This is a genomic window from Fodinicola feengrottensis (genome assembly GCF_010993775.1).
Lineage (GTDB): Bacteria > Actinomycetota > Actinomycetes > Mycobacteriales > HKI-0501 > Fodinicola > Fodinicola feengrottensis.
On the sequence record NZ_WOTO01000068.1, the window covers coordinates 24,091 to 44,015 of the forward strand.

Annotated in this window: 27 protein-coding genes and 4 pseudogenes; 11 read left to right on the forward strand and 20 right to left on the reverse strand. The window is 68.1% G+C overall.

Features of this window, described 5'->3' with window-relative positions:
* Positions 1-8: 8 nt before the first annotated feature.
* Both GNX96_RS41340 and GNX96_RS59165 read right to left on the reverse strand, forming a co-directional pair.
* A complete protein-coding gene (locus GNX96_RS41340) occupies positions 9-1,109 on the reverse strand; it encodes a Gfo/Idh/MocA family protein (RefSeq protein WP_163573051.1) in 1,101 nt (366 codons plus the stop codon).
* A complete protein-coding gene (locus GNX96_RS59165; RefSeq protein ID WP_279582868.1) occupies positions 1,106-1,576 on the reverse strand; it encodes a sugar phosphate isomerase/epimerase family protein in 471 nt (156 codons plus the stop codon). Before GNX96_RS59165 ends, GNX96_RS41340 begins: the two co-directional genes overlap by 4 nt.
* A 378-nt stretch (positions 1,577-1,954) precedes the next feature.
* On the opposite strand from GNX96_RS59165, the gene GNX96_RS41350 reads away from it, so the two are divergent.
* Complete coding sequence (locus GNX96_RS41350) at positions 1,955-3,025, forward strand: ROK family protein (protein ID WP_279582869.1); 1,071 nt, start codon at positions 1,955-1,957, stop codon at positions 3,023-3,025.
* Between the two features lie 118 nt (positions 3,026-3,143).
* Here the strand turns inward: GNX96_RS41350 and GNX96_RS41355 are convergent, their stop codons facing one another.
* The 6 genes and pseudogenes from GNX96_RS41355 to GNX96_RS41385 all read right to left on the reverse strand — a co-directional run bounded on the left by GNX96_RS41355 (position 3,144) and on the right by GNX96_RS41385 (position 6,401).
* Positions 3,144-3,491, reverse strand: coding sequence for a YcxB family protein (locus GNX96_RS41355; protein ID WP_163573052.1), 348 nt, complete (start codon positions 3,489-3,491; stop codon positions 3,144-3,146).
* Positions 3,488-3,673 carry a hypothetical protein gene (locus GNX96_RS41360; RefSeq protein WP_163573053.1) on the reverse strand — a complete coding sequence of 62 codons (186 nt, stop codon included), beginning with the start codon at positions 3,671-3,673 and terminating at the stop codon, positions 3,488-3,490. The genes GNX96_RS41355 and GNX96_RS41360 overlap by 4 nt, the downstream gene beginning before the upstream one ends.
* 26 nt (positions 3,674-3,699) lie before the next feature.
* Positions 3,700-3,900 (reverse strand): hypothetical protein, encoded by a 201-nt coding sequence (locus tag GNX96_RS41365; RefSeq protein WP_163573054.1) that lies wholly within the window; start codon positions 3,898-3,900, stop codon positions 3,700-3,702.
* A 156-nt stretch (positions 3,901-4,056) separates the two neighbouring features.
* Complete coding sequence (locus GNX96_RS41370) at positions 4,057-4,665, reverse strand: TetR/AcrR family transcriptional regulator (protein ID WP_163573055.1); 609 nt, start codon at positions 4,663-4,665, stop codon at positions 4,057-4,059.
* A gap of 36 nt (positions 4,666-4,701) precedes the next feature.
* Positions 4,702-5,684: pseudogene (locus tag GNX96_RS66275) on the reverse strand (aldo/keto reductase).
* A 42-nt stretch (positions 5,685-5,726) separates the two neighbouring features.
* Positions 5,727-6,401 carry a helix-turn-helix transcriptional regulator gene (locus GNX96_RS41385; protein ID WP_279582870.1) on the reverse strand — a complete coding sequence of 225 codons (675 nt, stop codon included), beginning with the start codon at positions 6,399-6,401 and terminating at the stop codon, positions 5,727-5,729.
* A 265-nt stretch (positions 6,402-6,666) separates the two neighbouring features.
* Here GNX96_RS41385 and GNX96_RS41390 point away from each other — a divergent pair, with 265 nt between their 5' ends.
* The 6 genes and pseudogenes from GNX96_RS41390 (at position 6,667) to GNX96_RS59175 (ending at position 10,257) form a co-directional block, all read left to right on the forward strand.
* The gene (locus GNX96_RS41390) at positions 6,667-6,906 is read left to right on the forward strand and encodes a hypothetical protein (RefSeq protein WP_163573058.1); all 240 of its coding nucleotides are present in this window, start codon (positions 6,667-6,669) and stop codon (positions 6,904-6,906) included.
* Positions 6,903-7,253: an SHOCT domain-containing protein gene (locus tag GNX96_RS59170; RefSeq protein WP_279582871.1), complete on the forward strand. Its 351-nt coding sequence runs from the start codon at positions 6,903-6,905 to the stop codon at positions 7,251-7,253. Before GNX96_RS41390 ends, GNX96_RS59170 begins: the two co-directional genes overlap by 4 nt.
* Before the next feature lie 161 nt (positions 7,254-7,414).
* A pseudogene (locus tag GNX96_RS41400) lies at positions 7,415-8,724 on the forward strand (amidase); the annotation flags it as partial.
* Positions 8,721-9,290 carry a TetR/AcrR family transcriptional regulator gene (locus GNX96_RS41405; RefSeq protein ID WP_279582872.1) on the forward strand — a complete coding sequence of 190 codons (570 nt, stop codon included), beginning with the start codon at positions 8,721-8,723 and terminating at the stop codon, positions 9,288-9,290. The pseudogene GNX96_RS41400 and the gene GNX96_RS41405, both read left to right, overlap by 4 nt.
* A 122-nt stretch (positions 9,291-9,412) precedes the next feature.
* Entirely contained in the window at positions 9,413-10,069 is a 657-nt protein-coding gene (locus tag GNX96_RS41410) for a phytanoyl-CoA dioxygenase family protein (protein ID WP_279582873.1), read from the forward strand.
* Positions 10,066-10,257, forward strand: coding sequence for a hypothetical protein (locus GNX96_RS59175; RefSeq protein ID WP_279582874.1), 192 nt, complete (start codon positions 10,066-10,068; stop codon positions 10,255-10,257). Before GNX96_RS41410 ends, GNX96_RS59175 begins: the two co-directional genes overlap by 4 nt.
* Positions 10,258-10,835: 578 nt before the next feature.
* Here the strand turns inward: GNX96_RS59175 and GNX96_RS66280 are convergent.
* The 4 genes from GNX96_RS66280 to GNX96_RS41425 form a co-directional block, all read right to left on the reverse strand.
* Positions 10,836-11,000 carry an SDR family oxidoreductase gene (locus tag GNX96_RS66280; RefSeq protein ID WP_390624288.1) on the reverse strand — a complete coding sequence of 55 codons (165 nt, stop codon included), beginning with the start codon at positions 10,998-11,000 and terminating at the stop codon, positions 10,836-10,838.
* Positions 10,921-11,361 (reverse strand): SDR family NAD(P)-dependent oxidoreductase, encoded by a 441-nt coding sequence (locus GNX96_RS59180; RefSeq protein WP_313885922.1) that lies wholly within the window; start codon positions 11,359-11,361, stop codon positions 10,921-10,923. The genes GNX96_RS66280 and GNX96_RS59180 overlap by 80 nt, the downstream gene beginning before the upstream one ends.
* Complete coding sequence (locus GNX96_RS59185; protein WP_279582875.1) at positions 11,265-11,609, reverse strand: SDR family NAD(P)-dependent oxidoreductase; 345 nt, start codon at positions 11,607-11,609, stop codon at positions 11,265-11,267. Before GNX96_RS59185 ends, GNX96_RS59180 begins: the two co-directional genes overlap by 97 nt.
* 89 nt (positions 11,610-11,698) lie before the next feature.
* The gene (locus GNX96_RS41425; RefSeq protein ID WP_163573060.1) at positions 11,699-12,478 is read right to left on the reverse strand and encodes an ion transporter; all 780 of its coding nucleotides are present in this window, start codon (positions 12,476-12,478) and stop codon (positions 11,699-11,701) included.
* Between the two features lie 211 nt (positions 12,479-12,689).
* Between GNX96_RS41425 and GNX96_RS41430 the strand changes: the two are divergent.
* Positions 12,690-13,240, forward strand: a pseudogene (locus GNX96_RS41430) (HD domain-containing protein).
* A gap of 264 nt (positions 13,241-13,504) precedes the next feature.
* Positions 13,505-14,191 (forward strand): DsbA family protein, encoded by a 687-nt coding sequence (locus GNX96_RS41435; protein ID WP_163573061.1) that lies wholly within the window; start codon positions 13,505-13,507, stop codon positions 14,189-14,191.
* A 56-nt stretch (positions 14,192-14,247) separates the two neighbouring features.
* On the opposite strand, the gene GNX96_RS41440 is transcribed toward GNX96_RS41435, so the two are convergent.
* From GNX96_RS41440 to GNX96_RS59210, 6 genes and pseudogenes are all read right to left on the reverse strand, one after another.
* Positions 14,248-15,267: a dolichyl-phosphate-mannose--protein mannosyltransferase gene (locus tag GNX96_RS41440; protein ID WP_279582876.1), complete on the reverse strand. Its 1,020-nt coding sequence runs from the start codon at positions 15,265-15,267 to the stop codon at positions 14,248-14,250.
* A complete protein-coding gene (locus GNX96_RS59190) occupies positions 15,267-15,422 on the reverse strand; it encodes a hypothetical protein (RefSeq protein WP_279582877.1) in 156 nt (51 codons plus the stop codon). The genes GNX96_RS41440 and GNX96_RS59190 overlap by 1 nt, the downstream gene beginning before the upstream one ends.
* Positions 15,392-15,817: a hypothetical protein gene (locus tag GNX96_RS59195; protein ID WP_279582878.1), complete on the reverse strand. Its 426-nt coding sequence runs from the start codon at positions 15,815-15,817 to the stop codon at positions 15,392-15,394. Before GNX96_RS59195 ends, GNX96_RS59190 begins: the two co-directional genes overlap by 31 nt.
* 20 nt (positions 15,818-15,837) lie before the next feature.
* The gene (locus GNX96_RS61840) at positions 15,838-16,722 is read right to left on the reverse strand and encodes a dolichyl-phosphate-mannose--protein mannosyltransferase (protein ID WP_313885923.1); all 885 of its coding nucleotides are present in this window, start codon (positions 16,720-16,722) and stop codon (positions 15,838-15,840) included.
* Positions 16,677-17,021 (reverse strand): annotated as a pseudogene (locus GNX96_RS59205) (hypothetical protein); the annotation flags it as partial. The pseudogene GNX96_RS59205 and the gene GNX96_RS61840, both read right to left, overlap by 46 nt.
* Positions 16,928-17,401 (reverse strand): glycosyltransferase family 39 protein, encoded by a 474-nt coding sequence (locus GNX96_RS59210; protein WP_279582880.1) that lies wholly within the window; start codon positions 17,399-17,401, stop codon positions 16,928-16,930. The pseudogene GNX96_RS59205 and the gene GNX96_RS59210, both read right to left, overlap by 94 nt.
* A gap of 38 nt (positions 17,402-17,439) precedes the next feature.
* Between GNX96_RS59210 and rsmI the strand changes: the two genes are divergently transcribed.
* Positions 17,440-18,297 carry a 16S rRNA (cytidine(1402)-2'-O)-methyltransferase gene (gene rsmI, locus GNX96_RS41450; RefSeq protein ID WP_279582881.1) on the forward strand — a complete coding sequence of 286 codons (858 nt, stop codon included), beginning with the start codon at positions 17,440-17,442 and terminating at the stop codon, positions 18,295-18,297.
* A 112-nt stretch (positions 18,298-18,409) separates the two neighbouring features.
* Here rsmI and GNX96_RS41455 read toward each other — a convergent pair whose 3' ends face one another.
* Both GNX96_RS41455 and GNX96_RS41460 read right to left on the reverse strand, forming a co-directional pair.
* Entirely contained in the window at positions 18,410-18,637 is a 228-nt protein-coding gene (locus GNX96_RS41455) for a hypothetical protein (protein ID WP_279582882.1), read from the reverse strand.
* A 217-nt stretch (positions 18,638-18,854) separates the two neighbouring features.
* Complete coding sequence (locus tag GNX96_RS41460; protein ID WP_163573063.1) at positions 18,855-19,670, reverse strand: hypothetical protein; 816 nt, start codon at positions 19,668-19,670, stop codon at positions 18,855-18,857.
* Positions 19,671-19,681: 11 nt separating this feature from the next.
* Here GNX96_RS41460 and GNX96_RS41465 point away from each other — a divergent pair, with 11 nt between their 5' ends.
* Positions 19,682-19,900 carry a hypothetical protein gene (locus GNX96_RS41465; protein WP_163573064.1) on the forward strand — a complete coding sequence of 73 codons (219 nt, stop codon included), beginning with the start codon at positions 19,682-19,684 and terminating at the stop codon, positions 19,898-19,900.
* Positions 19,901-19,925: the final 25 nt, after the last annotated feature.

Below are 19,925 nucleotides of genomic sequence, written 5' to 3' on the forward strand. Positions count from 1 at the left end.
ATCCACGGTCAGCTGAGGGTGCGCTCGCAGGGGTTCCAGTCGGCCGGCAGCGCCGCCGGTCTGTCCACTGTGGAGGTCAGGGTGCGAAAGTCGACGTGCTCAGTGGAGTCCAGGATCGCGCTCATCGCTTCCAAAACGTGCATTCCCAGCGCACCGGACGCCCGCGGCGGTTGACCGGTCCGCACCGCCCGGGCGAGGTCCAGCACCCCGAGGCCACGGCCGGCGACATGTCCCTTGACCGGCACCTCATGCCAGTCGGCGGAGCCTCGCGCGTACGCCCGCACCGGACCGCCGAAGGTGTTCGGGTCGGGCAGCTTCAGCACCCCCTCGGTGCCGGTGATCTCCAGGGAAACCAGCGGTGCCGCCGAGTCGAAACTGAAGGTGGCGCTGGCGCTCGGGCCGGCCGCGAAATCGAGCAGGGCGATCACGTGGGTATCGACCTCGACCTCGAAGCGGGTGTCCTTCAACGGCCCCGAGCCGACTGTCCGCCACGGTTGCGCGCGCCGGCCGAGGCCGGCCACTTGGGCGATCGGTCCGAGCGCGGCGACCAGCGCGGTCAGGTGGTAGGGGCCGATGTCGAACAGCGGGCCGGCGCCTTGCTGGTAAAGGAAAGCAGGGCTCGGATGCCAGCGCTCGGGGCCGGGGCCCCGGGTGATGAGCGCCGCCGCGACTGGCTCGCCAATCGCGCCGGATTCCACCACCTGGATCGCCGATTGCAGGCCGGAGCCCAGAAAAGTGTCCGGGGCGGATCCGACCAACAGCCCGCCCTCGGCCGCCATGGCGAGCGTTTTCGCGCCGTCCGCGGTGGTCATCGCCAGCGGTTTTTCGCCGTACACGTGCTTTCCGGCCGTGATCGCGGCCATCGCCACCTCGGCGTGCGCGGCCGGGATGGTGAGGTTGACGACGATCTCGACTTCCGGCAGCGCGAGAATCGTGTCGAGGTCACCGGAAGCTGGCACGCCGTGCTCGGCGGCCACCGCGGCGGCCCGGGCGGTGTCCAGGTCGGCGATCCCCAGCACCCGTACGTCCGGGAACGTGCTCAGGTTTTCCAGGTATTGCTTGCTGATCACCCCCGCCCCGACGAGGGCGACACCGACCGGTCCGGTCACGCCAGGCCCACCAAATAGTCGCGGCTGGCCGCGAGCGCCTGGAAAAGATCCGTCGCGCACTCGTCGAACTCGACGATCCGGGCCGCTTTCGGCGCGGCGGCGAGGATTTCCGGCACCGGCATCGCGCCAGTGCCGACCGCGACCTGCGGCTCGCCCTGGCGGACCGGGCCGTCCTTGACGTGCAACGCAAGCACCTTGTCGCCGAGCCGGGTCAGCAGCGCGGCCGGGTCGGCGCCGCCGACGGCGGCCCAGTAGGTGTCGATTTCCAGGAAAAGGCTGGGTTCCAGCAAGTCCGCCAGCAACTCCACGGCATGCCGGCCGTCGAAGGTTGGCTCGATTTCCCACCAGTGATTGTGATAACCGATCCTGATCTGGTGGCCGGCGGCCTTTTCGGCTATTCCATTGAGAATGTCGGCGGTTCGGCGCAGCCCGTCGAGGCTGCTGAAACTCCTCGTGCGCGATGCCACCCGGGATGATCGCGAGGCTAGCGCCAACGGTGGCGATGTCGTCCAGCGTTTGCGACGTGAGCTCCGGTTCCTGCAGCAGTTTGTACGCGTGGGTGCTGGTCACGCCCAGCCCGAGCTGGTCGGCCACGCGCGAAAACCCCGCGGATCCGCGGTCGGGTCCTACAGCTCGACGGCGTCGTACCCGATTTCCGCGAGCCGATGCAGGCAGCCGTCCCGGTCCGCGGCCATCTGCTCGCGAACACTGTAGAGCTGCACGCTCAACGAGCCAGCCATCAGTCATGTCCTCCGCTCGTGGTGATAAGAAAAAGCCTAGGTGCCATTCTTTAGGTTGCCAACCTTCCAGATTCGGCTACTTTCTGACCTAAATGGAGGTCGTCGATGGCGAGAGTGACCCGGCGCCAGCTCGCCGGGCTCAGTGAGCTGGCGCATTTGGTCGCGAGCGGCGCGGCCGTACGCCGGGCGGAGCTGGCGGCCGAAAACCGGACTCTCCCGGGCCGCGGTGGCGCAGCGAGTGGATGTGCTGATCGCGCACGGGCTGCTGGTCTGGTCGAGTCGAATCCGGCCCCTACGCCCCGAGGTCGCCCACCCAAGGCGCTGCGCCTCGCCACCGACACCGGCGTGGTGTGCGCGGTCGACCTCGGCGCCCGGCACTGTCGGCTGGCGGTGGCCGGCCTGGGCGGCGAGGTTCTCGCCGAGACCGCGGTGGCCCTGGACATCGGCATCGGGCCGCGCCGGGTGCTGACGCGGGTGTACGACCTGATCCGCGGCCTGCTCAAACGCGCTGGTCGACCGGTCGAGCAGGTGCTGGCCGTCAGCATCGGGGTGCCGGGCCCGGTTGAGGCCGCCACCGGAACGGTGGTCCGGCCGCCAATCATGGCCGGCTGGGACGGCTGTCGGGTGCCGGAGTTCTTCGCCGGCCGACTGTCCGCGAAGGTGCTGGTCGACAACGACGTGAACCTGATGGCGCTCGGTGAGTACGCGCACCGCCGGGACGACAGCTACCTGCTTTTTGTCAAGGTGGGCACCGGAATCGGCTGTGGCATCGTGACTGGCGGAACAGTCCACCGAGGCGCGGCCGGCGCGGCCGGCGACATCGGCCACCTCCGGTTGGCTGGCCACGACGACGTGCTGTGCCACTGCGGCAACACCGGCTGCCTGGAAGCCGTCGCGTCCGGCGCCGCGATCGCCGGCACCCTGCGCGCGGCCGGCCTCACCGCGTCCGGCGCGGAGGACGTCGTACGCCTGGTGACGGAGGGAAATCCGCTCGCTCGCCGGCAGGTTCGGTTGGCTGGCCAACGAATCGGCGAGGCACTCGGTCAATTGTCAGCTTCTACAACCCGAATCGGATCGTTGTCGGCGGCAGCATTTCGCAGCTGCACGAGGATTTGCTCGCCGACATTCGGGGCGCGATCTACGCCCGCGCGCTGCCGCTTGCCACCCGTACGCTGACGATCGAAACGTCCGCCCTCGCTGAACGCGCCGGCCTGGAAGGGGCCCGCCACCTCGCCACCGACCATCTGCTCTCGCCGGCGGGCATCGAGCACCTGATTTCTGGCTCTGTGACTGCTTAGTTTGGCACACCCGTACTGGATGGCCAGGCCTGCCGGAGGCCGTGCCGGACCAGCAGATCGTGTAGATCTCTGGTGTCCTGCATCGACATCGACGCGCGCGGGATCCCGATCACGCCGGCCGGCACTGCCACCCGGAAAACGAACAGCGAGTCCGTGTGGGTCACCTTGCGAATGGACGTCCACGGATGTTGCTCGCGCCCGACCGGGGTGATTTCCTCGATGCCTCCTTCGGTGATTCGCACCGCCCACTGCCCGGCCGGCATCTTCGCGATCCGCCGCCACGCCACCGCGGCCCCGATCCGCACTCTGAAAAGCAGATAGCCGCCGAGAAGCACAAGAATCACACCGAAAAAAACAGCGACGAGCGCGCGCTGGGCACGAGTCCCGCCAACAGTGCTAAAACGCCGACGATGACTCCAACCGCGCCGACGATGCGGGACAGCCAGATGCGCTTTCCGGCATTTGCCCGTACGACTCCACGGAGAAAGGCGTGGTCCATCGGGATCTCGTAGCTGAGGTCGATCATCGACGTTCTCCTTATTTATGCCGTCATCAAGCCTTGGGTAGGCCAAACGGGAGGAAAAGCAAAAGCACGCTGACCGTGACAACAACGACACAAATGAGGAAGTGGAACTCGGGGTGGGTTGCCCATTGCACGTACGCCGGCCCCAACACCCCCAAAGCGATGATCACCACCCCGCCGGCAGGACGACGTGGCGACGACCAAACAAGCCCGTACTTGGTAGTCCGCATGGTAGCCGTCGCCAGGCCCATTTAGCGATGAAAAAGTCAGATTTCAGTAAAGCGGATCTGATGCCTGCTTCGGAGTTCGAACCGGCCTGGAGCTGGCTCTCGCGAGGGTGACGTTTCGGGGTGACAAATGAGGGCATTCCGGCCCGACCGCGCCAGTCAGAGGGCGTCTCGGCCGGCGACCAGGGCGAGAGTCGCCGAAACGGCCCGGTTGGCGGCATCGGTGACGGCGTCTTCGCCGGGGCCGAAAGCGCCGTCCAGCAACAAAGTGGCGTGGCCGTGGTACGTGGCGAGGACGGCGAGAGTGAGGTCTTTGCCGCTGTCGGGGCCGCCGCCGCAGAGGGTGTCGGTGGGTTGGCAGAGGGCCTCGACCAGCGGGGCGGCGGCTTTTTCCAGCTCGGGGCGGGTGGCTTTGTCCAGGCCGGCGGCAAAAAGGGCCTGGAAGAGGGCGCGGTGAGTGGCGGCGAAGCGTACGTACGCCTGTGCGCCGGCCGCCAGGCGTTCGGTGGGGGTGGTGAGGCCGTGGGTTTGGGCGGCCACCGCGGCGGCGAGTTGGGTGGCGGCTTGGGCGGCGACGGCGGCCAGCAGCGCGTCGCGGTCGGCGAAGTGGCGGTAGGGCGCGGCGACGGTGACGCCGAGGCGGCGGCTGGCTTCGGCGAGCGAGAAGCCGGCCACTCCGCGCTCGGCGATCAGGTCGACGGCGGTGTCGATCAGGGCGGCGGCCAGGTCACCGTGGTGGTATTGGCCTCGCTTCACCGCGCGTTTCATACGCTTAACTTTACGGACACCTCGCGGCCCGCGAACTCAGAGCGCACCACTGCGGCGAGAAGCGTCCGCGATCCCGGCCCGTTCGGTGGCGCTCAGCTGGACACTCATCGCGGCCGCCGCCTGGGTCGCCTGGTGCGGCTTGGACGCGCCCGGGATCGCCACGACGGTGTCGTCGTAATAGGTGACGAGCCAGCTGAGCGCGACCTGCGACAGCGACACGTCGTGCGCCTTCGCGACCGCCCGCAGCTCGTCGACCAGTGGCGTCGCCTGGGTGACCTTCTTGGCGAAACCACCGGCGATCCGGCGGACCCTGGTGAGCGATTCGACCGCCTGGGGGTCGTCGTGGAAACGGCCGGTGAGGATGCCGCTTTCCAACGGCGTGTACGCGATCAGCGTGACCCCGAGGCGGTTGGCCGCGGCCAGCACGCCGTTGGTCTCGATGTTCCGATGCAGGGCGTTGATCTTCACCTGGTTGGAAGCGAGTGTCAGGCCGTACGTGGCCAGCACGGCACTGGCCTGCTCCATCTGCGCGGCCGAGAAGTTGCTCACCCCGATGGACCGGATCCTGCTGTCCTTCGCCAGCTGCGCCATCGCCCTGACCTGCGCCGGGATCGAGGAGAAGCCGCCGTACGGGTGGTGGATCTGGTAGAGGTCGATCGGGTAGCCCTGCAGCGCGGCCAGCCGGGTGTCGATGGTGTTCCCGATGCTCGCGGCGGTGCGCAGCATCGGCGCCCCCATTTGGTGGCGACCAGCACGTCGCCGGGGTTGGCGCCGGCCGTCCGCAGCGCGGTCGTCAAGGCCCGCTCGGACTCGCCGCGCCCGTACATTTCCGCGGTGTCGAACCAGTTCACCCCGCCGTCGATGGCGGCACGTACGACGGCGGCGGACGCATCAGCGGTGATGCTCGGGTAGGCGGCGGTCACCATGCCCCGGTTCGCCATCTGCATCGTGCCGATGCCGATCGGGCTGATCTCGAGGTCGGTCCGGCCGAGCCGGCGGTGGGTCACGGCGCTCGTCATCGCAGATCCTCCATGTCAGATGCTTTTACATTGTGAATGACTCTAACATGTGTTTTCGCCAAAACGCAGCTGTCGAGGTGGTACGCCGAACTCGCGGCGGCAGGTCTTGTTGAAGGCCTGCAGGTCCGCGATGCCGACCGACGCGGCGATCGCCGGAATCGACATGGTGGTCTCGCGGAGCAGGTGACGGGCCCGCTCCATGCGCCGCTCCCGTACGTACGCGACCACCGTTTTTCCCATCTCTTCTTGGAAAAGTCTGGTCAAGTGATTGTGTGAGATGCCGGTTTCGCGGGCGATGTCGGCGACCGAGAGGGGACCCACCAACCGGGCCTCGATCAGCGCCACCGCCCGGGCCACCGCCACCGGCGCCGGGCCGGACTCGGCCGGCACGCCGCCCAGCCGGGCGACCCGCCACAGTGCCGCCCACACCTCAGCCGTCGCCCGTGCCGGCGACTGCGCGTACGCGGTCAGGGCTTGTCGCAGGTGCGCGGCGAGCGTCGGACTCTCGACGCCGGCCTCCTGCATGACAGGCACCTGCTGACGTTCGCCGGCTTCGGTGAGTCGCAGGTGTGCGTACAAATGGTCGGACGGCCCGCGATATCGGTAGTGGCTTTGTGCGGCCGGCGGCACCAGGCTGACCGAGCCGGGCCGGATCGGGTACGGGACGCCGTCGACGGACAGATCCGCGTCGTACGAGTAGAGATGCAGCGACCACACAGCTCCGGCAGTCGGAAGGTGTCGGTGCGCCGGGCCGTTCCGTGCCGGCCGACGCCGATGTTGACGACCTCCGGTGGATGGTCCAATGGGATCGCGAGCATGGTGAAAAATTACCAGTGAAGGTGATCAGAGCCCACTGAAAAGCCCAACAAACCTGCGGACTACACCGACTTTGGGGTTCACCCTTGCGGTGCTTGATTTTACCGCTACACTGCGCTCGGCCGCCGAGCGGTGAGCCACCGGCAACGGGCAAGGAACGGGAAAAATGGGGCTGTTCGGGAAGAAAGCGGAGCCGTCCGGCGAGGCGCCACTGGAGACGTACAAGGTCGTCTACAAAGGCGGATTCGCGTCGCTGCCGAAGGCGAAGTCCGGCGAAATCAAATTTCTGCTGATGGCCGAGGAGTTTCAGCTGGAGCCGACCATCGGCAGCAAGTCATTCTGGAACCTCGTCCGGATCCCGTACGCCGCGGTCAACGACCTGCAGTTCGTGGTGCGCCCAGTGTGAGCACCGCCGAGTCGCTCATGAGCGGACTGGCCGGCCAACCCGACTCCGATCTCGCGCAGGCCAACAACATCCACCTCGACTACCTCGACGAAGCTGGGACTCAGGTGGTGCTGCGGTTGGAAATGCTCACCGGCATGACCGTGATGGGTCAGGCGAAGAAATGCCGAGAGCTTGAGGACAGGCTGCGCGTGCACGGCATCCGGGCCAAGTTTCGCGCCAAGGCGGCGCCGTCCGGCGGCGGTGACATCGCTGGCCAGATCGCGCAACTCGCCGCGCTGCGCGACCAGGGGGTGCTGACGCAGCAGGAGTTCGACGCCAAGAAGACGGAGCTGCTGGGGAGGTTGTAACCCGAGTCCGCCGGCCTGCGCGGGGAACCGAACCGGCGTATCGTTCGTTCGAACGAACGACTGCCGGAGGTGACTCATGCGACCGATCGTGACCGATGATGTGACCAGCGCGTTGCCGACGTTGGTGCAGCTGGTGGAGCAGCTGGCCGACCGACCGACGTACGACGTCGGAAGTGCTGGTCGCGGAAGCGCTCGGGAAGATCGACGCGACGCAGGGGACGTTGAACGCGTTCCGAGTGGTACGGCACGCGGCGGCGATGGCCGAGGCGCGGGACGCGGATCGGCGGCTGGCAAGCGGTGAGCGGTTGCCACTGCTGGGGGTGCCGATCGCCATCAAGGACGACGTTGACATGGCCGGCGAGCCGACGGCTTTTGGTTGTGCGGGTGAGTTTCCGCCGGCTGACGCGGACTGTGAGGCGGTGCGACGGTTGCGTGCGGCCGGTGCCGTGATCGTTGGCAAGACCAACTCCTCGGAGCTGGGACAGTGGCCGTTCACCGAAGGGCCCGCGTTTGGCGCCACCCGCAACCCGTGGCATCTGGACCACAGTGCCGGCGGCTCCAGCGGCGGATCGGCGGCGGCGGTGGCGGCCGGGTTGGTGCCGGCGGCGGTGGGGTCGGACGGTGCCGGGTCAGTCCGGATCCCGGCGGCGTGAATCACCTCGTCGGGATCAAGCCGCAGACCGGCCGGGTCCCCACCTGGCCACATCCGGAGCTGTTCAACGGTCTCACCGTGATCGGCCCGATCGCGCGTACGGTCGAGGACGCCGCGCTGCTCTTCGACGTCCTGGCCGGCACTGGCGAAACGTACGCGACAGCAGTGAAAACGACCCCGGAGAGGCTGCGCATCGGGTTGTCGTTCCGCATCCCGTACAGCATCGCGCCGGCCCGCCTGCATCCACAGATCCGGGCCGCGGTCGGCGGCCTGGCCGGTGCGCTGACCGCGCTCGGCCACCGGGTCGTGACGGCCGAGCCACGCTACGGCGCGATGGGGCTGGCGTTCCTGCCGCGTTCGCTGACCGGTGTGTACGAGTGGAGCCAGCGCGTCCCGGAGCGGCGGCTGCTCGACAAGCGCACCAGGGAAAACGGCCGCACCGGCTGGTTGCTCAGCGGTCCGGCGCTGAAGATGGCCCGTGCCGCGGACGCGCCGCTGCGCAGGCAGCTCGGCTCGATCTTCGCGGACGTCGACGTGGTGCTGACACCGACGACCGCGTTGCCACCGACCAGAATCGGGATGTTCGACGGGCTCAACAACTTCCACACCGACCGGCTGATGGTTGGTGCCTGTCCCTACACCTGGCCATGGAACGTGCTCGGCTGGCCGGGGGTCAACGTGCCGGCCGGCCGCACCAATGGTGGCCTGCCGATTGGCGCGCAGTTGCTTGGCCCGGCCGACAGCGAGCCGCTGCTGTTGTCGGTCGCCGCCGAGCTGCAGCGTTCCCGTCGCTGGGAGACGGTGAAGCCGCCAGCATGACCGTTGTGATGCCAGCCCGTGAAGCGATCCTGCGCGCCACGTTGCACATCATTGGCGAGCAGGGGGTGCCGGCGCTGACCAACCGCCGGATCGCCGCCGCGGCCGGGGTCTCGCTCGGTTCGCTGACCTATCACTTTCCCAGCCAGACCGATGTTCTGCGGGAAAGCATGCTGCTGTTCGCGCGCGAGGAGGAGACGGCTCGGCTGGCGGCGATCGCGGAGCGAGCGGCCGGCGGCGCGCCGAGCCTGGCAGCGGCGGCGGCGACCGTCGAGCAGGTGCTGGAGTCTATGACGTTCGGTCGCGAGGACATCGCGCCGTTGGAGCTTTTCTTGCAGGCCGGCCGAGATCACGACCTGCGCGGCGCGGCGGCACAGTGTTTTGAAGCGTACGAACGGCTCGCGGTCACCGTGCTCACCGTTCTCCAGTTGCCGGACCCGGACCTGCTGGCCGGTCCGGTAGTGGCGCTGATCGCCGGCCTGCAGCTGCGCCGGCTGGCCACCGGCGACGTCGGCCGTACGCCGCCGGCGGTTGCGTTGACCATGCTGGTGGCCGGCGCGAGCGGGTGACAGCCGTGCTGGAGAGCTCGCGAGCATGGTGAAAAATTACCAGTGAAGGTGATCAGAGCCCACTGAAAAAGGCCAACTTCAGATTTAGCGTGGTCGTACCCGGACCACAAGAAGGAGGCCCGATGGAACGCAAGAACCTGCTCACCTCTGTCCAGATGGCGGAGTTCGTCTCGCACGGCGCGCTGCGGATGGACGCGGTCGTGCCGGCCGCACTGAATGCCCGGGCGATCGACGTTTTCACCGCCGGCATCGCGTCCGTGCCGTACGGCTCGACCGTCGACGAGGCCTTCCCGGTCGGCTCGTTCGTCCGCCAGTTGATTGACCTGCCGGCGGTGGCCGGGGCGATCCACAGCCTGGTCGGACCCGGTCCGACGATCGACCACCACCACGTACACATCCGGGAGCCGCACGGCGGCGAGGCGCAGCCACTGCACGGTGACGCGATTATCGACGTACGCCCCGATGCTTTCGACATGCAGCTGATGTACTACCCGCACGAGGTCACCGCCGACATGGGCGGCACGCTCAGCGTCCCCGGCAGTCATTTGCGGCGTACCAACGAATCCGACACCGGCCGCTACCAGAACCTGCGCGGCCAGACCCGGCTCACCTGTCCGGCCGTCCGGCCGGCACGATTGTCCTGCTGCACCACGGAATCTGGCACGGCGGCCGTCGCAATGACAGTGACATTCCGCGCTATATGTTCAAAATCCGTTTCAACCCGACGGTCCGTCAGGTCCGTCTCTGGAACACCGACGACCTCGACGACCCGGCTGTGACCGAACTGCTTGACACCCGTTTTCCTTGGTACGAAATGGCCACTGGCCGGTTGGAAATCTACCACCGGATCAAACTCTGGCGGGCGCTGACCGGCGACGAGACCTTCGACCTCGACTTCTGGGTCACCCGTGTCACCAACCGCCCCCGCCGCATCAGTCTCGCCACCCGTTCCGGAGGCCGCCGGTGACCACCGTCCGCCAACAGGTCCTCGTCCTCTACCTCGCCACGTCCGCCCTCGATGCCACCGTCGTCGGCTGGTCCCGCTACGACGGCACCGGCCAAACCAAAAACCCACCCCCCACCGGCGACAGCGACGGACCCCCGTACGAAACCGGCGTCGCCGCCCTCCAAGACGGCTGGCGACTGCTCCAGATGTCGCCGCTGCTCCCACCGCAGCCAGGTCACGAATACGACGTGTCCTTCCTTAAACACGAATTCCTCTTCGAAAAAAACTCGTGTCCCTCCCCGACACGCCGTAGCGGCCTGGGGTGCGGCGCGAAACTGTCGTACGCATGCTGTTTTTCTAGCCCCCTCCCTTATTTGGGTGGGGGGTGGGTTAGAGGCCGGCTCGCCCGAAATTTTGTTGACTTTTCAAGAATTTTCCGCGCCTGGCGGGTGCGCCCAGCCTGGCACTCGCCGAACTTTTCGTGCGACTGGACGCCCCCGGCTCATCGACTGCAGGACAATATCCCGCACTCGACGTCGAGTGCGGGATATTGTGCCGCACTCAACGCCCAAGGTCGCCATCCGAAACAAAAACCGCGCCTAAGAGCGATAAATCGGGGCGCCGAAGGGGGAAGAAGTGGCTCCGCCGTCCACCACGATCTCGGCGCCGTCGACGCTCGACGAGTCATCCGAGGCGAGGAACAGGGCGGCCGCGGCGACCTCGGAAGGCTCGGCGAAGCGCTGGAGGGGGACGCTCCGGCTGATCCGTTCGCTGGCGGCGGCCAGTTGGGCCGCATCGCCCCCAGATCGGGGTGCTGGTGCCGCCGGGGGTGACCTGGTTGACGCGGATGCCGCGGGGGGCCAGTTCGGCGGCGAGTACGCGGGTGATGGCGCGTACGGCGGCCTTGCTGGCGGCGTAGGCGCTGTAGCCGGGGGCGCCGAGGACGGCGTGTACGGAGCCGTTCAGGATTACCGAAGAACCCTCGCGCAGGTGCGGGGCAGCGACTTGGATGGTGCGGAAAACGCCGGTCACGTTGACGTCGAGGATTTGGCTGAATCGGGCGGCGGTGGTGGTGTCGAGCGGGGTCTGGCCGCCGATGCCGGCGTTGGCGAAGACGATGTCCAGGCCGCCGAAACTCGGCGGCGGCCGCGTCGATGGCGGCGCGCAGGGCCGGTTCGTCGCGGCGCGTCGGCGGCGTCGGCGGCCAGCGCGATCGCGTTCTCGCCCAGTTCCTTCGCGGCCAGCGCCAGCGTCTCGGCGTTGCGACCGACGATCGCGACTCGCGCGCCTTCGGCCACGAACAGGCGGGCAGTGGCGAGGCCGATGCCGCTGTTGCCGCCGGTGATCAGCGCGGTTTTGCCGGTGAGTCTCATCGAAAATCTCCCTAGTGGTCAGCAGGTGCCACTGACGTTAGGAGGCTGAATATGAAAAGGCAATCCAGCTAGCGAGGGTGGGTCTTAAGTCACAACCCAGCTGCGTCGTGCTGCCTCTCACTGAGGCCCTGCTGGACGGCGTGCCGGATCTGCAACCGGTTCTCGCGTACGACCTCAGCGAAGAACGTGTCGATCCGTGGGTCCAGCAGCACTTCCAGGATGATCCGCATCGCGGTGTCCACCACGCCGTCGACGACGTCGTCGTGGAACGGCAGGCGGCGGAACACGCCGGCCTGCCGGTCTTCTCGTACCTTCTCGGTGACGATCGCCCGCAGCTGTTCGCGGCTCTCGTCCAGCGATCGGGCCAAGTTTCGTGGGTAGTTGCCGGTCTCGACCACCTTCACCACCTCGTCCAGGACGGCGACGGTGATCGGTTTCTTGATGGCCAGCACGATCGGCCGGGACAGCCGCTCGACCAGTTTGTACGTGAACTCCTCGCCGAACGCGCGGTCGGCGGCGCGGCCGAGCCGGATCAGCACGACCACGATCCGGATCAGTCGGAAACTGCGCAGCGCGGGGGGGTGCGCGATCGGGATCATGCCGAGGATCTCGTACCAGTTGTGCAGCGGGAAAGTCCGCTGCCAGCCGTGGTTGCGCCAACGCCAGCAGAATTCGGCGGCGAAGACCGCGCAAACACCCGTGTCGATAACGAAAACGACGTGCGCGGTGGTCTCCGAATGCGGGAAGAACGTGACATATCCCAGCAGTAGTACGGAGCAGACCGCCAGTGCCAGCATCGCCCAGTCGAGCCTGGTGGCTACCCGCAGTTTCGGGATGGCTGGCCGGTTCGGATGTTGCAGGCTGACCATCCGCAGTTTTTCTCCCGCCGGTTTCGAGGATGTTGATCGTACGCACGGTGCCCGTCCGGGCAGTGTCGGACGTTACCGCGCGCCGGTTTTACCCGCCCGGGATGAAACGATGGGGCGGTGAGTAGTGACGAACACCTTCTTGTCCAGCAAAAACCCGCTGCCGGCCGCGCTGTCGAACCGGCTCGCCGACCAGCTGTCGTTCATTATCGAGGTGGACCGGCTCAAAACCGTGCTGCGGGCGTCGCCGTTGGCCGCCGCCGACCGCCGGGAGAACGACGCGGAGCATTCCTGGCATCTGGCGTTGATGGTGATGCTGCTGTCCGACTATGCGGACGAGCGGATCGACGTCGGGCACACCATGCGGCTCGTCGTCATCCACGACCTGGTCGAGATCTACGCCGGCGACACTCCGCTCTACGACACCGCCGCCGCGGCCGATCAGCAGAGCGTGAGGAGGCCGCCGCCGACCGGTTGTTCCGGTTGTTGCCAGTCGACCAGGCACGGTGGATCCGGGCGTTGTGGGACGAGTTCGAGGCTCGGCGTACGCCGGAGGCCCGGTTCGCCAAGGCGATCGACCGGCTGCAGCCGATCCTGCTGAACTGGATGGCCCGCGGCGGCACCTGGAACACACCGGGCGTCACCGCCGAGGTCGTGCGCGCGCGTACGTCCGGCATCAAGGACGGCTCACGGCAGCTCTGGGACGCGGTGCACAGCATGATCGAGGACGGCATCCGGGCGGGTTGGATCAAGTCGGGGGAGTGAGCCGGGCGAAATGTACGCCTCGACCTCGGTATGCCCCCTTGTGCCCGCTGTAACGAAATCGTGGATCGCGGCTAGCTGGGCTGAATCGTTCTAGAATCGTCTCACATAGTGGGATGATGCCTGTCGATACGCTCCAGAGCCGGCGGCTCGCGTAGATTCAGCGCACTGCAGGGTGGCAGTGAGGCGGCCGTTTTCGTTGGCCTGCCGGCGACGACCGCCCTGCGGTCACCCCACGCCGAGCAGCGTTACGGAAAAGGAGCGGGCGTGCCGCTACCCCGGGTCACCTACGTGTTCGATGCCTACTGCGGTTGGTCGTACGGGTTCGCCCCGTCGGTCTACCGGTTCATCCAAGCCAACGAACACCGCGTCGAGCTGAGAGTGATCAGCGGCGGGCTGCTCACCGGCGACTCGCGGGTGCCGGTGTCGGCCTTCAGCCACCTGGCCCAGACCAACCACCGGATCAGCCAGCTGACCGGCGCCCAGTTCGGCCAGCCGTATCAGCGGCTGCTGGCCAGCGGCCGGTTCGTGATGGACTCCGAGGCCGCCGCCCGCGGGTTCGCGGCGCTCCGCCAGTGCGCACCCGAGGAGGCGCTGAAGCTGGCGTACGCCCTGCAGATCGCCTTCTATCGCAACGGTCGCGACCTGTCCGACGCCGACACGTACATCAACATCGCGCTGGACGCCGGCCTGGACCCGAGCGCGGTGCTCGCCCAGCTGCACAGCGAGGAATCCGCGCGGGCCGCGGTGGCCGACTTCTCGCTGGCCCGCCAGCTCGGCGCCGACTCGTTCCCGATGCTGCTGGTGGAGACCGGCGGTCGCAAGATCCAGCTGGGTGGCGTGGTCACCGAGCCGGAGCGGCTCACCCAGGAGCTGGACGCGGCGCTCGGGCTGATCGACCGCTCCGAGCTGAACCGACTGGACACCGAGCTGGAGCAGTTCGCCTACAACTAACCCTTGCTCTCCAGCAAAAAAGGCCACCTTCCGCCTGGAAGGTGGCCTTTTCGCGGCTATATCCAGGAGTCGAGCCACATGCGAGCGTGCCATTGCGCGTATGTGATGGTCTCGGATGTGTAGATCGGCCAGAAATAGGCGAAAGTCATCGCCACAATCAGCACGTACGTGCCGACGATGATGGCCCCGACCGTGCGTCTCTCCCGGGTCGCGCTCTGGTCGCCGAGGATTCGGCCGAGGACGACGGTGAGCACCAGGATCAGGAAGGGCAGCGCGGGCAGCGCGTAGAAATAGAACATCGTCCGGTTCGGGAAGGCGAACCACGGCACGATGCCGGCGATCACGCCGACCAGCACCGCCGCGGCCCGCCAGTCGCGACCGGCGATCCACTGCCAGACGGTGGCCGCGATCGCCGGCAGGAAAGCCCACCACAGCGTGGGCGTGCCCAGCGCGAGGGTCTCGGTCGAGCAGGTGACCCCGACACCGCAGAAACCCTTCCCCGAGTACGCGTACGCGACTGGGCGGTCCAGCAGCAGCCAGCCCCACGGCCAGGACTGGTACGGGTGTTTGGCGTCCAACGTGGTGTGGAAATGCAGGATCTGAAGGTGATATTGGCCGAGGTTGTAGAGCGCGTTGATGATCGGCGGCAGCGGGTGGCCGCCGTGCCCGTCAGCGTAGAAGTTGCGGTCCCAGCCGCCGGACGTGACGAACCAGCCGGTCCAGCTGGCCACATACGTGAGCAGCACGAAGCCGACGAAAGCGGCCAGCCAGCCGGTCTCGTCCAGCAGCGCGTCCCGGATCGGGCGGCGTACCCCGGCCGAGCGCCGGACGCCGATCTCCCAGGCCAGCGAGAGCACCACGTATCCGACGATGAAGTAGACCGCGCTCCACTTGACACCCAGCGCGAGGCCGGTGAAGACGCCGGCGGCGAACCGCCACCAGGGCACCGACGCGAGCGTACGGCCGGGGAGCCGGCGGACGGTGGCGCGGCCGTTTTCGATCGCCCGCAGGGTCGTCTTGCGTCGGTGATCGCGATCGAGCACCAAACAGCCGAAGGCGGCGAGCAGGAACGTCATCAGGAAGATGTCCAGCAGCGCGGCCCGGCTCGGCTCTGCACCAGCTCCAGCCCGTCCAGGCAGAGCAGTAGGCCGGCGATGCAGCCCAGCAGGGTCGAGCGGAACATCCGCCGGCCGATCCGGATCAGCAGCAGGATCGCCAGCGTGCCGGCCACTGCGCGGCGGCGACCCGCCAGCCGAACGGGTTCTCCCCGAACAGCGCCTCACCCATCGCGATGCACCACTTGCCGACGGGCGGATGCACGATGAAGCCGGGGCCGTCGTTAGTGGTGTTCAGCTCGTACCCGTTGTGGAGCAACGTCCACGAGTCGTGCACGTAGTAGACCTCGTCGAAGATCTGCAGCTTGTCGTCAGCACGCGGCCGGGTCAGGAAGGCGAACCGCAGCACGCCACCGAGAACGGTGATCGCGATCGTCCACACCCACGACATCACCGCGTCTTGCGGCAGCGGCCGGAACAGCCGGTCGCGCAACTCCTGCGTGAGACGGATCCGACCGTCGTCGACCTTCTTGATCAGACTGACCGGCATCTGAGCCGTGGTAGCTGCCACCCGCCGATCGTACGGGTGGCCTAGATCCAGGAGTTCAGCCAGATGCGGGCTCGCCATTGCCCGAAGGTCAGGATCTCCGAGGTGTAGATCGGCCAGAAGAAGCCGAACGCGGCGGCGACGAGCATGACGTACCCACCGACAATGACGGCTCCGACCAGCCGCCGGTCCCTGTTGGCGCTCTCGCTCCCGAGCACCAGACCGAGTGAGAAAGTCACCGCCAGCACCAAAAAGGGCAATGCGGGGAGGGCGTAGAAATAGAACATCGTTCGATCCGGGAAGGCGAACCACGGCACGATCCCGGCGGCCGCGCCGACGATGGCGGCGGCTGGGCGCCAGTCCCGGCAGGCGATCCACTGCCAGCAGCTGACCAGCAGGGCCGGGATGAAGGCCCACCAGAGCGCCGGGGTGCCCAGCGCGAGCGTCTCGGCCGCGCACTGGTGGCCGGCCCCGCACGGGCCAGCCTCGGAATACGCGTACGCGACTGGGCGGCCGAGCAGCAGCCAGCTCCACGGCCACGACTGGTATTTGTGCGGCACGTCGAGATGCGTGTGGAACTGCAGCTCTCGTAGTGATAGCGGCCGAGGTTGTAGAGCGCGTTGATGACCGGCGGCAGCGGGTGCCCGTCGTGGCCAGCCGCGTAGTAACCGCGGTCGTAGCCGCCGCTGGTGGCGAACCAGCCCGTCCAGGTCGCCAGGTACGCGAGCAGCGCGAAGCCAACGAAGGCGGCCAGCCAGCCGGTCTCGCCGAGCAGGGTGTCGCGGAAGGGGCGGCGCACGCCCGCGGAGCGCCGGACGCCATATTCCCAGGCCAGTACGAGCAGCACGTACGCGACGATGTAGTAGACGGCGCTCCACTTGACGCCCAGCGCCATGCCGGTGAAGACGCCGGCCGCGAACCGCCACCACGGGACGGACGCGAGCGTTCTGCCGGGGAGCCGGTGGGCGGTCGCGGTGCCGTCCTGGAGGGCCGCCAGCGTCGTACGGCGGCGGTGGTCGCGGTCCAGGACCAGGCAGCCGAAGGCGGCCAGCAGGAACGTCATCAGGAAGATGTCCAGCAACGCGGCCCGACTCTGCACCAGCTCCAGGCCGTCGAGGGCGAGCAGCAGGCCGGCTATATACACCCGAGCAACGTGCTGCGGAACATCCGGCGGGCGATCCGGATCAGCGCCAGGATCGCCAGCGTGCCGGCCACCGCGGCGGCGCATCGCCAGCCGAACGGGTTCTCGCCGAACAGCGCCTCACCGAGCGCGATGCACCACTTGCCCAGCGGCGGATGCGCCACGAAGGCACCGAAGGTATTGGTGGTGTCCAGCTCGTACCCGTGATGCAGCAGCGTCCACGAGTCGTGCACGTAGTAGATCTCGTCGAAAATCTGCGCCTTGCCGTCGCCGGCCGGCCGGGTCAGGTGGGCGAACCGCAGCACCCCGCCCAGCAGGGTGATCGCGAGCGCCCACAGCCACGATATCCGCTTATCCGCCGGAAGCGGCCGGAAAATCCGGTCGCGCAGCTCGGCGGTGAGCCGGATCCGGCGGTCGTCCAGTCGCTTGACCAAGCTGACCGGCTCGGTTGTCGCCGTTGCTGCCACCCGCTCAGGGTAGGTGACCGGCCCGATAGCCTGATCAAGTGGCGGAGGAGCGTACCGGCGGACGGTTGGTGCTGGCGGGTGCGCCGTTGGGCAACGTGGCGGACGCGTCGCAGCGGCTGCGCGACGGGCTGGCCAGCGCCGACGTGGTCGCCGCCGAGGACACTCGCCGGCTCCGCCGGCTGGCCGCTGACCTGGGCGTCGAGGTGCCCGGCCGGATCGTCTCGTACTTCGAGGGCAACGAACGCCAGCGCACCCCGCAGCTCGCCGAGGCGCTCCGGGGCGGCCAGACCGTCCTGCTGATCACCGACGGCGGCATGCCGAGTGTCTCCGACCCCGGCTACCGGCTGGTCGCCGCGGCCGTCGTGGACGGCATCGACGTGACCGTGCTGCCCGGACCGAGCGCCGTCACCACCGCGCTCGCGGTCAGTGGCCTGCCGTCCGACCGGTTCTGCTTCGAAGGGTTCGCGCCACGCAAGCCCGCCGAACGGCGTCGCGTTTACGCGGCGCTGGCGGACGAGCCTCGTACGATCGTGCTCTTCGAGGCCACCCACCGACTGCCCGAGTCGCTCGTCGACCTGGCCGCCGCGCTTGGTGCGGACCGCCCGGCCGCGGTCTGCCGGGAGCTCACCAAGACGTACGAGCAGGTCCGCCGGGGCACCCTTGGCGAGCTGGCCACCTGGGCGGCCGATGGCGTACGCGGTGAGATCACGCTGGTCATCGGTGGTGCGCCGGTGGTCGAGCTGGCCGCCGACGAGGTCTCACTGGTCGCCGCCGTGGTGGCCGAACAGTCCGCCGGCCTGTCCCGCCGAGACGCCGTCGCCACCGTCGCGCAGCGCCTCGGCGTACCCAAGCGTCAGGTCTACGAAGCCTCCCTAGCCGCCGACCGCCCCAGCTGACCCACTCTCCCGTTGCCCTTTCTGCGGACATGGGGTTTCTTGCCACCGAGCAACCGCCGGGTTCCGAAGAGGCCCAGCGCAACCCCTTCGCTCGGTCGCGCAGGACACTAAATCAGGGCGGCGAAGAGAGGGCGAAGAAGGCGAGGACTGGGCCGGCGAAGGCCAGGACGCGGGCGGCGAAGACGCGGCGCCGGCCGAACGGGCGCAGGTATTTGGCGCCGGTGCCGCTGGCGGCCAGGAAACCCAGAAGCAGGGCGAAAAAAAACGCGCCGATGCCCCAGCGCATTTGCAGGCCGCGGTTGGAGGTCGTGTACGCCCAGGCGTGCTTGGCCGACAGCATCCGTGCTGGCTGCACGCCTTTTTTTGTTGGGACGGCGGCAGGCCGGCGATGGTGATGTCGCGGGCGGTGTAGCCGGGGCTCTTGTAGTTGCCGATACACGTCTGTCCGACGCCCCGCGACATGCAGTCGGTGACCGTCACGGTGCCCTGGCTGCCGCGTCCGACGCTCAGCCAGAACGGGTCGGCGGACACCCAGCCGAAGAACGCACCGCCAAAAGTCAGGATGACCAGCGCGACGAGCCCGAAGAGCGGGCGACGGCCGGCCGTACGGCGGCGGTCGTGTAGCTGGCTGCGCGCTTGGGCGCCTTCGCGGCCTTCTTGGCGCGCCGGCGGTCCTGGCGGCTGCCGGGTTCGTCGTCTCCGCGGGACGGATACGGCTCCGGCGGGTCCATCGGGTCGGTGGGTTCCTCCCACCGCGGCCGGCCGTAGTGCACCGGAGCCGCCAGCGACGCGTACGCGAGTTTCGCGGTCTGCTCGGTCCGTCGCCCCGGCGTGGTCGTTGTCTCGGTCGTTGTCTCGGCTGTTGTCTCGACTGTTGTCTCGGCCGACGCCTCGGCTGGTGGGTCGGCGATCACGATGGCCTGGGTCGGTGGCTCTACCACGATCGGTGGCCCTACCGGTTCCGTCGGCGCCGGTTCCGCCTGCACTGGCGTGTGCACCTGCATCAGGGCGACCGGCAGCGGTTCCTCCGCCGACTCGTCGGTTGCCGGTCTCCACTGTCGTACCGGCTCGGCGGATTCGCCCACATCGGTGCTCTGAACTGGGGAAACGTTGGCGTCAGAGACAGCATCGCCGGGCGTGGAGGCGTCGGGCGCTTGGGCGGCCGGAACCTGCACAGGCTCAGTCACTGGAGCCGGGGCAACGGCCTTTTCGACAACCGGCTCTTCTGCGGCGGCCTCTTCAGCGACGGGCGCGTCGACAACAGGTGCTTCGACCAGGGCCTCTTCAACAAGGGGCTCTTCGACAAGGGGCTCTTCGTCGACGGGCTCTTCGACGATCGGCGGGGCGACGACCAGCCGAGGCGGCGACGGCACGACCGGCGCTGGTGCGGGCGGGCGGCGGCGGCGTGTACGGCACCGCGCGGCTGGTCCGGCGCGCTGGCATGCCACGGTCCACCGGCCGGGCCATCACCGCGGCGGCCAGTTCGTCCAGGCTGCGGGCTCGGTCGACCACCGGCATCGGGGCGGTGGTGGCCATTCCAGCCGAGGCGCTGCCCTTGCCGGCCGCGGGAACGTCGTCCGAGACGCTCTGCGGGCCGGACTGATGGGTGCTTTCGGGGTCGGATGGGG